This window comes from Rhizobium laguerreae, from assembly GCF_002008165.1.
Taxonomy (GTDB): Bacteria; Pseudomonadota; Alphaproteobacteria; order Rhizobiales; family Rhizobiaceae; genus Rhizobium; species Rhizobium laguerreae.
This window is the reverse complement of record NZ_MRDM01000017.1, coordinates 142,879-158,075: the sequence shown is the minus strand read 5'-3', so window position 1 is coordinate 158,075 and position 15,197 is coordinate 142,879. Positions and strand designations below refer to the sequence as shown.

Below are 15,197 nucleotides of genomic sequence, written 5' to 3'. Positions count from 1 at the left end.
CCTTTGCGCGTCTGAAGGACGCGCGTCGCTGTAAGCCTGAAAATCGCTGTGACATCCCTGCTTCATCTCTGTAATCTCCCTTGAAAAACAGGGGAAACATCCGTGCGCATCCTGCTCACCGAAGACAATATCGCGCTGGCCGACGGCCTGTCGGCGATCTTGCGCGGCACGGGCCATGCCGTCGATGTCGTCCATGACGGAGCGTCCGCCGATGCGGTCATCGCCGCTGAAAATTTCGATCTGGTGATCCTTGACCTCAACCTGCCCGAGATGGATGGGCTCGACGTGCTGCGCGCCATGCGCGCCCGACAGAACCAGGCGGCCGTCCTCATCCTGACCGCGCGCGGCACGCCGGAAGAGCGAGTGAAGGGGCTCGATCTCGGCGCTGACGATTATCTGATCAAGCCCTTCGATATCGCCGAATTCGAGGCCCGCGTGCGCGTGCTGCTGCGCCGCCAGGCCGGGCTGCGTTCGGCGACCGTCGGCTTCGGCGGCATCTCCTTCGATCTCAATTCCCGCACCTTTTCATCAGGCGCAACGCCACTCGATATTCCCGCCCGCGAACTCGGCCTGCTCGAAATCCTCTTCATGCGGGCCGGCAAGGTCGTCGCCAAGGAGGCAATCATTCAATCGCTGACCGCCTTCGACGACGACATTTCGGCAAACGCCATCGAGCAATATGTCAGCCGTCTGCGTAAGCGCCTGTCGCCGCACGGCCTGACCGTCAAGACCGCCCGCGGCATCGGCTATTATCTCGACAAGCTGCCCGAGGCCTCATGAAAGCCGCCTATTCCCTCAGGCGCCGGCTGCTCTTCTGGTTGCTCGTCTCCACCGCCGTCATCGGCACGCTGGCACTCGCCGATACCTATCGCGAGGCGGTCCAGACCTCCAATATCGTCTCCGATCGCGTGCTCGCCGGTTCCGCGCTGGCGATCGCCGAGCGCGTCGTCGTCGCCGAGGACGGCACGCTGCAGGTCGATATCCCCTATGTCGCACTTGAAATGCTGACCTCGGCCGCGCAGGATCGCGTCTTCTACCGCGTCGACGGCCCGCCGGGCCAATTCATCACCGGCTACCAGTCCCTGCCGGTCCTGAAGAAGACGCCGGGCGATGCCGCCGCCTTCGCCGACGATACGTTCCGCGGCGAGCCGATCCGCGTCGCCACACTCGAACGCTCGGCCTCGACAGGCATCCGCTCGGTGCCCTTCGTGGTGACGGTCGCCGAAACCACCATCGCCCGCCGGCAGTTGGCGCGGGCAATCCTCGTCCGATCCGCACTCCGTCTTGCCTTCATGATCGCGGGCGCCGCCGTCATCGTCTGGATCTCGGTCACGGTGGCTCTGCGCCCGCTCTACAAGCTCGGCGACGCCATCGGCGAACGCAGCCCCGATGACCTGCATCCGATTAGGCAGACCGTGCCGAGCGAGGTCGAGCCACTGGTCGATACGGTGAATTCCTTCATGGTCCGCCTGCAATCGGCGCTCGATGCGCTCCGCCATTTCACCGGCAATGCCAGCCATCAGCTACGCACACCGCTGGCAATCATCCGCACCCAGCTTGCCCTTTCCGCCCGTGCCGGCTCGCTTGATGAGGCGCAGGCGGCGGCACTGAAGGGCGACCAGGCGGTGGCGCATGCCGAACGCATCCTTGCCCAGCTTCTGCTGATGGCCAAGATCGACGCCGCCACCGCCAAGGAGGCGCTCACCGCCTCCGCCATCGATCTCGCCGCCATCGCCCAGGAAATCACCGGCGAGCAGATCCCGACGGCCGCCGTCGCCGGCATCGATCTCGGCTTCGAGGGCGAGAGCCCGGCGATGGTCCGCGCCGAGCCGCTGTTGATCGGCGAAATGCTGCGCAACCTTGCCGGCAATGCCATCGCCTATGCCGGCAAGGGAGCTGAGGTCACCGTCCGTATCATCGCCGCGTCAGAGACGATCCGCCTCGAAATCGAGGACAACGGTCCCGGCATCCCGCCCGAAAAGCTGGAGGCGGTGCGCCGGCGCTTTTCGCGCGGCAATGAGTCCAGTGCGCCCGGTGCCGGTCTCGGTCTGCCGATCGTCGAAGAAATCGCCAATCTTTTCAATGCCGCGCTGACGCTGGAGCCGGGCACGGGCGGGAAGGGCCTGAAAGCGGCGGTTACCTTTACCAAGGCAGCGTAAGAGCCGTCGACCTTTCCGCCTTGCTTTCTTTCGCTGCATTGCACACACTGATTTTCGGGAACAGCAAGCCGCACGACGATGCGAGCCGGATAAAAAGAGAAATATGTCGATCAAAGCCAGCATCTATCATCTGACGCATTATACCTATGACAAGCCGATCCGCCTCGGCCCACAGATCATCCGGCTGAAACCTGCCTCGCATTCGAAGACACGGGTGCTCAGCCACTCGCTGAAGGTCACGCCCTCCAACCATTTCGTCAACCTGCAGCAGGATCCATACGGCAATTACCTTGCCCGCTATGTCTTTCCGGACCCGGTGACGGAGTTCAAGATCGAGGTCGATCTCGTCGCCGACATGACGGTCTATAATCCCTTCGACTTCTTCGTCGAGGAAGAGGCAACCAAGTGGCCCTTCGGATACCCTGAAACGATCCAGGAGGATCTGTCGATCTACATGACGCCGGAGCCGGCCGGTCCGCGCCTCAAGGCGCTGCTGCCGACGCTCGACTGGTCGCCCGACCAGCCGACAGTCGATATGATCGTCGGCCTGAATGCCCGTCTGCAGCGACAGATCGGCTATGTCATCCGCATGGAAACCGGCGTGCAGACGCCGGAGGAGACGCTGGAAAGCGCCAAGGGTTCCTGCCGCGACACCAGCTGGCTGCTCGTCCAGATCCTGCGCCATCTCGGTCTCGCCGCCCGCTTCGTCTCCGGCTACCTCATCCAGCTGACGCCGGACCTGAAGGCGCTTGACGGCCCTTCCGGCACCGAAGTCGATTTCACCGACCTGCATGCCTGGGCTGAGGTCTATCTGCCTGGCGCCGGCTGGGTCGGCCTCGATCCGACGTCCGGCCTGCTGACCGGCGAAAGCCACATCCCGCTTGCCGCCACGCCGCATTATCGCAACGCCGCTCCGATCTCCGGCGGTTATTTTGGCGAGGCTGAAACCGAATTCGCCTTCGACATGAAGGTCTCGCGCGTTGCCGAGCACCCGCGCATCACCAAGCCCTTTTCCGATGAAAGCTGGGAGGAGCTCAACGAACTCGGCGAGAAAGTCGATCGTATCCTCGAAGCCGAGGACGTACATCTGACGATGGGCGGCGAACCGACCTTCGTTTCGATCGACGATTTCCAGTCCGAGGAATGGAACACCGCCGCGGTCGGCCCGACCAAGCGCGAAAAGGCCGACATCCTGATCCGCAAGTTGCAAGAACGCTTCGCCCCCGGCGGTTTCCTGCATTACGGCCAGGGCAAATGGTATCCGAGCGAAAGCCTGCCGCGCTGGACCTTCTCGCTCTACTGGCGCCGCGACGGCAAGCCGGTCTGGCAGAACCTCGATCTGGTCGCCGCCGAAGGCAAGGATACCGGCGTCAAAGCCGAGGATGCCGAAAAGCTCCTGACGGCAATCGCAAAGGAGCTGGCGATCAAGCCTGACATGGTGCAGCCGGCCTATGAGGATCCGGCCGACTGGATCATCAAGGAAGGCAGCCTTCCCGAAAATGTCGATCCGTCGAATTCGAAGCTGAAGGATCCCGAGGAGCGCAGCCGCATCGCCCGCGTCTTCGCCCGCGGCCTCACGACCCCGACCGGTTACGTCCTTCCGGTTCAGGCATGGAACGCCAAAGCAGCCGAAACACGGGTCTGGGTCAGCGAGAAATGGCGCACCCGCCGCGGCAAGATCTTCCTCGTCCCGGGCGACAGTCCGATTGGATATCGCCTGCCGCTCGGCACTCTGCCCTATGTTCCCCCGGCGCGTTACCCCTATATCCACCCCGCCGACCCGACGATCCCGCGGGGACCGCTGCCTGATGTCTTCGTACCGGCCGGCCGGGCCATGCCGGAAGCCTCCTTCCATGCCGACGAGAGCAATCGCGGCCGGGTCGAACAGACGCTCGGCGAGCTTCGCGGCGCCGTGCGCACCGCCATGTCGGTCGAGCCGCGCGACGGCAGGCTCTGCATCTTCATGCCGCCGGTGGAGCGCATCGAGGATTATCTCGAGCTGATCGCAGCCGCCGAAAACGCCGCCGCCGAGCTCAAGCTTCCCGTCCATATCGAAGGTTATCCGCCGCCGCAGGATGAACGCATCAACGTCATCCGCGTCGCCCCGGATCCCGGCGTCATCGAGGTCAATATTCATCCGGCTTCGAACTGGAAGGACTGCGTCGACATCACCACGGCGATCTACGAGGAGGCCCGCGCCACCCGGCTCGGCGCCGACAAGTTCATGATCGACGGCCGTCATACCGGCACCGGCGGCGGCAACCATGTCGTCGTAGGCGCGGCCAATCCGAACAACAGCCCCTTCCTGCGCCGTCCCGACCTCCTGAAGAGCGTGGTCCTCCACTGGCAGCGCCACCCCTCGCTCTCCTACCTCTTCTCCGGCATGTTCATCGGCCCAACCAGCCAGGCGCCGCGCATCGACGAGGCTCGTCACGACAGCCTCTACGAGCTGGAGATCGCCATGGCGCAGATCGACCCCAGCCGCGGTCAGCAGCCGCTGCCCTGGCTCGTCGACCGCCTGTTCCGTAATCTTCTGACCGACGTCACCGGCAACACCCACCGTGCCGAGATCTGCATCGACAAGCTATTCTCGCCCGACGGCCCGACAGGACGGCTCGGCCTCATCGAGTTCCGCGGTTTCGAGATGCCGCCGAACGCACGCATGTCGCTTGCCCAGCAATTGCTGGTGCGCGCGCTGATCGCCCGTTTCTGGGTCAATCCAGTCGACGGCAAGTTCGTCCGCTGGGGTACGACCCTGCATGACCGTTTCATGCTGCCGCATTTCGTCTGGGCCGACTTCCTCGACGTGCTTGCCGACCTTCGCGAAAATGGCTTCGATGTCAGCCCGGAATGGTTCAAGGCCCAGCTCGAATTCCGCTTCCCCTTCTGCGGCGAAGTCGAATACGAGGGCTCGAAGCTGGAACTGCGCCAGGCGCTGGAGCCCTGGCATGTCATGGGCGAGGAAGGCGCGCCGGGCGGCACCGCCCGCTACGTCGACAGCTCCGTCGAACGCCTTCAGGTGCGACTCGAAACCGGCAATGCCTCGCGTTATACCGTCACCTGCAACGGCCGCACCTTGCCGCTGACGCCGACCGGTACATCGGGCGTGTCGGTCGCCGGCGTCCGCTACAAGGCGTGGCAGCCGGCCTCGGGCCTGCACCCCGTCCTGCCGATCAACACCCCTTTGACTTTTGACATTTATGATACATGGTCGAAGCGTTCGATCGGCGGCTGCATCTATCATGTTGCTCATCCAGGTGGCCGGACCTATGACACCTTCCCGGTCAACGGTAACGAGGCGGAAGCAAGACGGCTCACCCGATTCGAGCCGTGGGGGCATACGGCGGGCGGATACATTCCGCGCGTCGAGACGGGTTCGCCGGAATTCCCGCTGACGCTGGATCTGAGGCGGCCCGCCGGGGTTTGAGGCCGAGGGTTTGAGGCTTAAGTTTTGATGGGCAAGAAGCCGGCAGTGGAGCGCAGGGAAGAGGCAGAGGACCGCATCGCCAAGAATGCGGCCTTCGACTATGCGCCGCTTCCCGATACCGCCGATGAGATGGTCGACAACGACGGCGCCGTCCGCCCCGTCTGGCAGAATTTCCTCTCGCATCTGAGCGCAATGCCGGAAAAGGATCTCGCCGAGCGCTTCGCCCGCGCCGACCGCTATCTCCGTGATGCCGGCGTCTTCTATCGCGCCTATGGCAGCAAGGGCACCGGCGAGCGAGCCTGGCCGATCTCGCATATCCCGGTGCTGATCGACGAGCGCGAATGGCAGACGCTGTCGGCGGGCCTCGTCCAGCGCGCCGACCTGCTGGAAGCGATCATCGCCGATATCTACGGCGACAACCGGCTGGTAGAGGAAGGGTTCCTGCCGCCGGCACTGATCGCCGCCAATCCCGAATTCCAGCGCCCGCTCGCCGGCATCAAGCCGGCATCCGGCCATTATCTGCATTTCTGCGCCTTCGAAATCGGCCGCGGGCCTGACGGCAACTGGTGGGTGCTCGCCGATAGGACGCAGGCTCCCTCAGGCGCTGGTTTCGCGCTGGAAAGCCGCGTCGCGACGACCCGTGCCTTCTCGGATATCTATGCCGAAACCCCGGTCCATCGCCTTGCCTCCTTCTTTGGCGCCTTCCGGGATGCGCTTCAGGATATGAAACATTCCGGCGACGACCGTATCGCGGTGCTGACACCTGGCCCCGCCAACGAGACCTACTACGAACACGCCTACATCGCCCGCTATCTCGGCTTCATGCTGCTCGAGGGCGAGGATCTGACCGTCGTCAAGGGCCGCGTCATGGTGCGCACTGTCGCCGGCTTAAAGCCGATCGGCGTGCTCTGGCGCCGTCTCGATTCGGCTTTTGCCGACCCGCTGGAGTTGAACCAGAATTCGCATATCGGCACGCCCGGCCTCGTGGAAGCGCTGCGCGCCGAAAGCCTCACCATCGTCAATGCGCTCGGCACCGGCATTCTTGAAACCCGGGCGCTTCTCGCCTTCATGCCGACCATCTGTCACCATCTGCTTGGCGAGGATCTGCAATTGCCCTCGATCGCTACCTGGTGGTGCGGTCAGGAGGAAGAGCGCGAGCACGTGGCAAAAAACATCGAAAAGATGGTAATCGGCCCGGCCTATTCCCGCGCTCCCTTCTTCGACGATAACGGCGAATCCGTGCTCGGCTCATCGCTGCGTGCGGCTGCCAAGGATTCGATAACCGACTGGCTGAGTTCCGACGGCCCGAAGCTCGTCGGCCAGGAAGTTGTCACGCTGTCGACCACACCCGCCTGGGTGGACGGCAAGCTCGTGCCGCGGCCGATGTCGCTGCGCGTCTTCGCCGCGCGCACCGCAAACGGCTGGCAGATCATGCCCGGCGGTTTTGCCCGCATCGGCTCCGGCGCCGATGTCGCGGCGATCGCCATGCAGTCCGGTGGTGCCGCCGCCGATGTCTGGATCGTCAGCGACAAACCGGTCGAGCGCCACACGCTGCTGCCCGCTGAAGGCAGCTTCACCCGCAACATGCCGGGCAGCCTGCCGAGCCGGGCGGCCGACAACCTGTTCTGGCTCGGCCGCTACATCGAGCGCGCCGAAGGGGCGCTGCGCATCCTGCGCGCCTGGCATGCCCGTTTCGCCGAAGCTGCCGATCCGAGCCAGCCACTGCTCGCTGACGTCTCCGATTATCTTGCCGCCGTCGATATCGATACCGCCGACGCCGTGCCGGAAACGCTGCTGCGCAACATCGACAGCGCCGTTTATTCGGCCAGCAACATCCGCGACCGTTTCTCGCCGGACGGCTGGCTGGCGCTCAACGATCTCGCCAAGACCGCCCGCCGCTTCCACGTCACCGTCGCTGCCGGCGACGACGCCAGCCACGCGATGACGATCCTCTTGCGGAAGCTTGCAGGCTTTGCCGGTCTCATGCATGAAAACATGTACCGCTTCACCGGCTGGCGGTTCCTTTCCCTCGGCCGTTATATCGAACGCGGCCTGCACATGACGCGCCTGCTCGGCCACATGTCGGGCCCGGAAGCGCCTGACGGCGCGCTCGACATGCTGCTGGAGATCGGCGACAGCGTCATGACTCATCGCCGCCGCTATAACGTCAACACCGCACGGCTGACTGTCACCGACCTCTTGGCGCTCGACCCGCTCAACCCGCGTTCGGTCCTCTTCCAGGTGAACGAGATCCATCACGAGGTCGAGCAGCTGCCGAATGCCATGATCAACGGCCAGATGTCGCCCTTCTACCGCGAGGCGATGCGGCTCCATTCCGGCCTGGCGGTGATGACGCCGGAGGGCATGGGCGTCGAGGTCTATCAGCGACTGGAACGCGAGTTGGAGCAGCTCTCCGATCTGCTCGCCCAGACCTATCTCGGGTGATGGCCGTGCTCTACGATCTCTCCCTCCACATGGGTTACAGCTACGACGCGCCGGCCTCCGGCGCCCGCCATATCATGCGCCTGATGCCGCTGTCGCTGGCCAATCGGCAGCGGCTGATCGCCGGCTCGATTACCATTTCGCCCTCGCCGGACGAGCAGTCGCATTTCGTCGATTTCTTCCATCATCCCGCTACCTCCTTCCTGCTGCGCGCGCCGCACGAAACGCTCGACATTCGCATGCAGGCCCGCGTGCAGGTGGAAAGCCAGCCGATCGCCGCCGATTTCTCGCCGCTGCTTGCTGACCTGCCGGAGGAGATATCAGGCATGTGGTCGCTGGCGCCGGATTCGCCGCACCATTTCCTCGGTGACAGTCCGCGCCTCACCGAAGCGCGCGAGATCGCCGACTATGCGCGAAGCTGCGCCACGCCTGATCTGACGGCCATGCAGATTGCTCATGCGCTCTGCGCCCGCATCAACAAGGATTTCACCTACGACCCGGAGGCAACGACGGTGGACACCACGCCGATCGAGGCGTTCAAGCTGAAGCGCGGCGTCTGCCAGGATTTCACCCATGTGATGATCCTGGCTCTCAGAAGCCTCGGCATTCCGGCCGGCTACGTCTCCGGCTTCCTGCGCACCATCCCGCCACCCGGCAAGGAACGGCTGGAAGGGGCGGACGCCATGCATGCCTGGGTGCGCATCTGGTGCGGCGAGACGATCGGCTGGATTGAACTGGATCCGACCAACAACATTCCCGCCGGCATGGACCACATCGTTGTCGCCTACGGCCGGGACTATTCCGATGTCGTCCCCGTCATCGGCGTCTTGAAGAGCTACGGCGGCCACCGCGCCGTCCAGGCGGTCGACGTGATCCCGCTGAAATAATCCCAAAACTGGAAAAATCCGACGATTCGTTAAAATTGTATTGACGCCGTAAGGACCGCGTAAAGAAGCAGCATGCCTAAATCGCCTCACAGGGTTTCCAGTTGGGTGAACATGATGAACACCTCCTTTTTGCGTCCCTGCCTGCATCGCATGTTCAGCGATCGAGGCGGTAATTTCGGTATCATGACGGCAATCATGATCCCCGTTCTTTTCGGCGCTGCCGGCATGGCGATCCAAGTCGGTGATATGCTGCTGTCGAAGCAGCAACTGCAGGAAGCAGCCGATTCGGCAGCGCTTGCGACCGCCACCGCACTGGCGAATGGCACGATCCAAACCTCTGAGGCTGAAGCCTTTGCCCGGAATTTCGTCGCTGGGCAGATGGCGAATTATCTGCAGAGCGGTACCGATATCAAGAGCAGGACGGCCGTTAATGTCCAGGCAACGACATCGGGCAAGTCAACATCCTACCAGGTAACGGTTTCGCCGAGTTACGACCTCACGGTCAATCCGCTGATGCAGGCGGTCGGCTTCAAGACACAGCATCTCTCGACCTCTGGAACGACGGTCGGCGGGCATTCGCAGACCCAAGGCTCGATCTCTATGTTCCTCGCACTCGATAAATCGGGGTCGATGGGATATCCTACCACGACGGTCACGACGGAATCATACACCTATAAATGCAACCCCCACCTCAACAAAAACGGTAAGACAGTCTCCGACACCTGCACCGGCACGCGTACGCGTTATTACACAAAAATAGAAGCACTAAAGCTCGCCGCCGGCAATCTTTTTGATCAGCTCAATAGCGCGGATCCCAATGCCGAATATGTACGCACAGGCGCGGTATCATACGATATCGTTGAATACCCAGCCAGCAGTCTCGCTTGGGGAACCGCCGCTGTCTCAAGCTATGTCAGCGCGCTTCAAGCTGATGGCGGCACGAACTCCAGTGGCGCAATGAACACGGCCTATTCGGCCCTGACCGCTAACAACGCTGCGGGGAATGACGCCGAAGACGCCGCCCACCAGCAGAAAACCGGGCAGGTACCCAAGAAGTACATCGTCTTCATGACGGACGGCGACAATAATAATGATAGCAGCGGCGGCCGTTCCTACGACACCGCGACGAAGAAGACATGCGACGACGCGAAATTGAAAGGCATCGAAATCTATACGATTGCCTTCATGGCGCCCGAGGGGGGACAGGCACTGCTGCATTATTGCGCCTCCGATGACTCCCATTATTTCCAGCCGGAAAAAATGGAAGACCTTCTTGCCGCCTTCAAGGCAATCGGAGCGAAGGCCTCCGCGCAGGTGACGCGCCTGACCAACTGACGATATGTCCCGGCAAAAGCCTAACGAAAAAGCCGCACCGGAACAAACCGGAGCGGCTTTTCGTTGTGCTCGTTCGGCGCATCAGATCGGGAAAAACGATTGAAATCAACCCTCTCGACCCGCGTGAATATGAAGGTTTCGCAAATTTTTCGTTTGTCCAAATCCTTTGTTGCAAGTGCTTAGTAACGATGCATAAACTGTCACTGGTGCAAGCGACAAATTGATTGAATCAGGCATAACATCCTGAAACCAAATTAAAATTGGCGAGACCTGACGATGAACACTGTTTCCAAGCCGATCATCCCCTCCCCCGCCCCTCGCAGTTCAAGGCCGGAAATTCTCGCTGAAGAAATTATCGAACGTCTGACCTACCGCATCGGCAAGGATGCCAAGGTGGCAAAGCCGCATGACTGGCTGACCGCGACGATCCTGGTGGTGCGCGACCGCATCATCGACAAGTGGATGGCCTCCACCCGCGAGGTCTATGCGACCGGTGCCAAGCGCGTCTATTATCTTTCTCTCGAATTCCTGATCGGCCGGCTTATGCGCGACGCCATCTCGAATCTCGGCCTGATGGAGGAGGTGCGCGATGCACTCGCCTCGCTCGGCGTCGACGTCAACGTCATTGCCGGCCTGGAGCCGGACGCCGCACTCGGCAACGGCGGCCTCGGCCGACTGGCTGCCTGTTTCATGGAGAGCATGGCGACGGTGGAGGTTCCGGCCTATGGTTACGGCATCCGCTATGTCCACGGCCTCTTCCGCCAGCAGCTGGCCGACGGCTGGCAGGTGGAACTGCCGGAAAACTGGCTCGCCCACGGCAATCCCTGGGAATTCGAGCGCCGCGAAAGCTCCTATGAAATCGGCTTCGGCGGCGCCGTCGAATTCATTACCACCCATGACGACCAGCCGCGCTACGTCTGGAAACCGGCCGAGCGCGTCATCGCCGCCGCCTTCGACACGCCGGCCGTCGGCTGGCGCGGCAAGCGCGTCAACACGCTGCGCCTCTGGTCGGCGCAGCCGATCGATCCGATCCTGCTCGATGCCTTCAACGCCGGCGACCACATCGGGGCGCTGCGCGAAAGCAACAAGGCCGAAAGCCTGACCCGGGTTCTCTATCCTGCCGACGCCACCCCGGCCGGCCAAGAACTGCGCCTGCGCCAGGAATTTTTCTTCTCGTCGGCCTCGCTGCAGGACATCCTGCGCCGCCATCTGCAGCAATATGACGATTTCACTTCGCTGCCGGACAAGGTGGCGATCCAGCTGAACGACACTCACCCCGCCGTCTCGGTCGCCGAACTCGTACGTCTGCTCTGTGACGTACACGGGATGGATTTCGACCAGGCCTGGGACATCACCCGCCGCACCTTCTCCTATACTAACCACACGCTTCTGCCCGAAGCGCTGGAAAGCTGGGCGGTGCCGCTGTTCGAGCGTCTGCTGCCGCGCCACATGCAGATCATCTATGCGATCAATGCCAAGATCCTGATCGACGCCCGTAAGGGCAAGAATTTCTCCGATGGGGAAATCCGCTCGATCTCGCTGATCGATGAAAGCGGCGACCGCCGTGTGCGCATGGGCAACCTCGCTTTCGTCGGCTCGCATTCGATCAACGGCGTCTCGGCCCTGCACACCGACCTGATGAAGGTCACGGTCTTCGCCGATCTGCACAAGCTCTATCCCGACCGCATCAACAACAAGACCAACGGCATCACACCGCGCCGCTGGCTGCAGCAGTGTAATCCCGGCCTCACCGGCCTGATCCGCGAGGCGATCGGCGACGAATTCCTCGATGATGCCGAGAAGCTGCGTGCGCTCGACGTGCATTCCTCCGATCCGGCTTTCCAGCAGAAATTCGCAGCGATAAAACGCGCCAACAAGGTGGCACTCTCCAACCTCGTCGCCAGCCGCATGGGCGTGAAGCTCGATCCGTCGGCGATGTTCGACATCCAGATCAAGCGCATCCACGAATACAAGCGCCAGCTGCTGAATATCATCGAGGCCGTCGCGCTCTATGACCAGATCCGCTCGCATCCGGAGCTCGACTGGGTGCCGCGCGTGAAACTCTTCGCCGGCAAGGCGGCGCCGAGTTACTACAACGCCAAGCTCATCATCAAGCTGATCAACGACGTCTCCCGCACGATTAACAACGACCCGTCGGTACGCGGTCTGCTGAAGATCGTCTTCGTCCCGAACTACAATGTCTCGCTCGCCGAAGTCATGGTTCCGGCCGCCGACCTCTCTGAGCAGATCTCGACCGCCGGCATGGAAGCATCCGGCACCGGCAACATGAAGTTCGGCCTCAATGGCGCGCTGACGATCGGTACGCTCGATGGCGCCAATGTCGAGATGCGCGACAATGTCGGCGAGGACAACATCGTCATCTTCGGCCTCAAGGCCGACGAGGTGTCGAAAGTCCGCAGCGATGGCCACAATCCCCGCGCCATCATCGAGGGATCGCGCGAACTCGCTCAGGCGCTTGCCGCCATCGGCTCCGGCGTCTTCTCGCCCGATGACCGCAACCGCTATACATCGTTGATCGACGGCATTTATTCGCACGACTGGTTCATGGTCGCGGCCGATTTCGACGCCTATGCCCAGGCCCAGCGCGAGGTCGACCAGATCTGGACCAACCAGTCCGCCTGGTACACCAAGACGATCAACAATACGGCACGGATGGGCTGGTTCTCTTCCGACCGGACGATCAGGCAATATGCAGACGAAATCTGGAGAGCCGGATGAAAACGCCGAAAACCGTCCCTGAAGTAAAGCTTTCCTGGGAAATTTCGGCAGATGAAATCACGGCAATCCTTGCTGGCTCGCATTCCAATCCCTTTGCCGTCCTAGGTGTGCACCAGGCCGGCGACGCCTTCGTCGCCCGGTGCTTCATCCCGGGCGCGGAGGAAGTGACCACCATGACGCTCGACGGTGGCGTCATCGGCGAACTGAAGCAGCTTCACGTCGACGGCTTCTTCGCCGGCCCAGTTTCCCTCACAAAGGTCCAGCCGGTGCGTTACCGCGCCCGGCGCGGCGATGCCGAATGGGCTGTTACCGATCCCTACAGCTTCGGTCCGGTGCTCGGACCGATGGACGATTATTTCGCCCGAGAGGGCTCGCACCTGCGACTATTCGACAAGATGGGCGCTCACCTCATCAAGCATGACGGCGCCCAGGGCATCCATTTCGCCGTCTGGGCGCCGAACGCACAGCGCGTCTCGGTCGTCGGTGATTTCAACAATTGGGACGGCCGCCGCCACGTGATGCGCTTCCGTGCCGACAGCGGCATCTGGGAAATCTTTGCCCCTGATGTACCGATCGGCGTTGCCTACAAGTTCGAGATCCGCGGCCAGGACGGCGTATTGCTGCCGCTGAAGGCCGATCCCTTTGCACGGCGCAGCGAGCTGCGACCGAAGACCGCCTCGATCACCGCCGCCGAGCTGGAGCAGGAGTGGGAAGACGAGGCCCATCTGAAGCACTGGCGCGAGACCGACAAGCGCCGCCAGCCAATCTCGATCTACGAGGTGCATGCCGCCTCTTGGCAGCGCCGGCAGGACGGCACGATGCTGTCCTGGGACGAGCTCGCCTCCAGCCTTATCCCCTATTGCGCCGACATGGGCTTCACCCATATCGAATTCCTGCCGATCACCGAGTACCCCTACGATCCCTCCTGGGGTTACCAGACGACCGGCCTCTACGCGCCGACCGCCCGTTTCGGCGAGCCGGAGGGTTTTGCCCGTTTCGTCAACGGCTGCCACAAGGTCGGAATCGGCGTCATCCTCGACTGGGTGCCGGCGCATTTTCCGACCGACGAACACGGCCTCGGCTGGTTCGACGGCACGGCACTCTATGAGCACGAAGACCCGCGCAAGGGCTTCCATCCGGACTGGAGCACGGCGATCTACAATTTCGGCCGCACCGAGGTCGTTTCCTATCTCGTCAACAACGCGCTCTACTGGGCCGAAAAGTTCCACCTCGACGGCCTGCGTGTCGATGCCGTCGCCTCGATGCTCTACCTCGATTATTCGCGCAAGCACGGCGAATGGATCCCGAACGAATATGGCGGCAACGAGAACCTCGAAGCGGTCCGTTTTCTGCAGGATCTCAACATCCGCATCTACGGCAAAAATTCCAACGTCATGACCATCGCCGAGGAATCGACCTCCTGGCCGAAGGTCTCGCAACCCGTCCATGAAGGCGGCCTCGGCTTCGGCTTCAAGTGGAACATGGGCTTCATGCACGACACGCTGAGCTACATGAGCCGCGATCCCATCTATCGCGGGCACCATCACAACGAACTCACCTTCGGCCTGCTCTACGCCTATTCGGAAAATTTCGTCCTGCCGCTCTCGCATGACGAGGTTGTGCACGGAAAAGGCTCGCTGATCGCCAAGATGCCGGGCGACGACTGGCAGAAGTTCGCCAATCTGCGCGCCTACTACGCCTATATGTGGGGCTATCCCGGCAAGAAGCTGCTGTTCATGGGCCAGGAATTCGCCCAGTGGAGCGAGTGGAGCGAAGAGAAGGCACTCGACTGGAACCTGCTTCAATATCGTATGCACGAGGGCATGCGGCGCCTGGTGCGCGACCTCAATTTCACCTATCGCAGCAAGCCGGCACTGCATGAGCGTGACTGCGAGGGCGAAGGTTTCGAATGGCTGGTCGCCGACGACCACCAGAATTCCGTCTTTGCCTGGCTGCGCAAGGCGCCGGGCCAGAAGCCGGTCGCCGTCATCACCAATTTCACCCCTGTCTATCGCGAGAATTACTCGATCCGCCTGCCGTCCGCAGGCCGCTGGCGGGAAATCCTGAACACCGATGCCGACATCTACGGCGGCAGCGGCAAGGGCAATGGCGGGCGCGTGCAGGCCGTCGATGCCGGCGGCAACATCACCTGCTCGATCACCTTGCCGCCCTTGGCGACAATCATGCTTGAACCTGAAAATTAGTGAC

General features: G+C 62.3%; 8 protein-coding genes. All 8 read left to right on the top strand.

The window, feature by feature from the left end; genetic code table 11:
- Positions 1 to 102 precede the first annotated feature (102 nt).
- Positions 103 to 780, top strand: coding sequence for a response regulator (locus BS630_RS24735; RefSeq protein WP_027667773.1), 678 nt, complete (start codon positions 103 to 105; stop codon positions 778 to 780).
- Positions 777 to 2,159: a sensor histidine kinase gene (locus BS630_RS24730; protein WP_077979495.1), complete on the top strand. Its 1,383-nt coding sequence runs from the start codon at positions 777 to 779 to the stop codon at positions 2,157 to 2,159. The genes BS630_RS24735 and BS630_RS24730 overlap by 4 nt, the downstream gene beginning before the upstream one ends.
- Before the next feature lie 103 nt (positions 2,160 to 2,262).
- Positions 2,263 to 5,586, top strand: coding sequence for a transglutaminase family protein (locus tag BS630_RS24725; RefSeq protein WP_077979494.1), 3,324 nt, complete (start codon positions 2,263 to 2,265; stop codon positions 5,584 to 5,586).
- Between the two features lie 27 nt (positions 5,587 to 5,613).
- On the top strand, positions 5,614 to 8,031 hold the full coding sequence (locus tag BS630_RS24720) for a circularly permuted type 2 ATP-grasp protein (protein ID WP_077979493.1): 2,418 nt from the start codon (positions 5,614 to 5,616) through the stop codon (positions 8,029 to 8,031).
- A 5-nt stretch (positions 8,032 to 8,036) separates the two neighbouring features.
- Positions 8,037 to 8,915, top strand: coding sequence for a transglutaminase family protein (locus tag BS630_RS24715; protein WP_077979655.1), 879 nt, complete (start codon positions 8,037 to 8,039; stop codon positions 8,913 to 8,915).
- 114 nt (positions 8,916 to 9,029) lie between these two features.
- On the top strand, positions 9,030 to 10,250 hold the full coding sequence (locus tag BS630_RS24710; protein WP_077979492.1) for a TadE/TadG family type IV pilus assembly protein: 1,221 nt from the start codon (positions 9,030 to 9,032) through the stop codon (positions 10,248 to 10,250).
- A gap of 276 nt (positions 10,251 to 10,526) precedes the next feature.
- On the top strand, positions 10,527 to 12,989 hold the full coding sequence (locus BS630_RS24705; protein WP_072640561.1) for a glycogen/starch/alpha-glucan phosphorylase: 2,463 nt from the start codon (positions 10,527 to 10,529) through the stop codon (positions 12,987 to 12,989).
- A complete protein-coding gene (gene glgB / locus BS630_RS24700) occupies positions 12,986 to 15,193 on the top strand; it encodes a 1,4-alpha-glucan branching protein GlgB (protein WP_077979491.1) in 2,208 nt (735 codons plus the stop codon). The genes BS630_RS24705 and glgB overlap by 4 nt, the downstream gene beginning before the upstream one ends.
- Positions 15,194 to 15,197 lie beyond the last annotated feature (4 nt).

Excerpts from the sequence above, each read along its gene's own strand:
- glgB (WP_077979491.1), top strand. The coding sequence starts at position 12,986 with ATGAAAACGCCGAAAACCGTCCCTGAAGTAAAGCTTTCCTGGGAAATT.
- BS630_RS24720 (WP_077979493.1), top strand. The coding sequence starts at position 5,614 with ATGGGCAAGAAGCCGGCAGTGGAGCGCAGGGAAGAGGCAGAGGACCGC.
- BS630_RS24725 (WP_077979494.1), top strand. The coding sequence starts at position 2,263 with ATGTCGATCAAAGCCAGCATCTATCATCTGACGCATTATACCTATGAC.
- BS630_RS24730 (WP_077979495.1), top strand. The coding sequence starts at position 777 with ATGAAAGCCGCCTATTCCCTCAGGCGCCGGCTGCTCTTCTGGTTGCTC.
- BS630_RS24710 (WP_077979492.1), top strand. The coding sequence starts at position 9,030 with ATGAACACCTCCTTTTTGCGTCCCTGCCTGCATCGCATGTTCAGCGAT.
- BS630_RS24705 (WP_072640561.1), top strand. The coding sequence starts at position 10,527 with ATGAACACTGTTTCCAAGCCGATCATCCCCTCCCCCGCCCCTCGCAGT.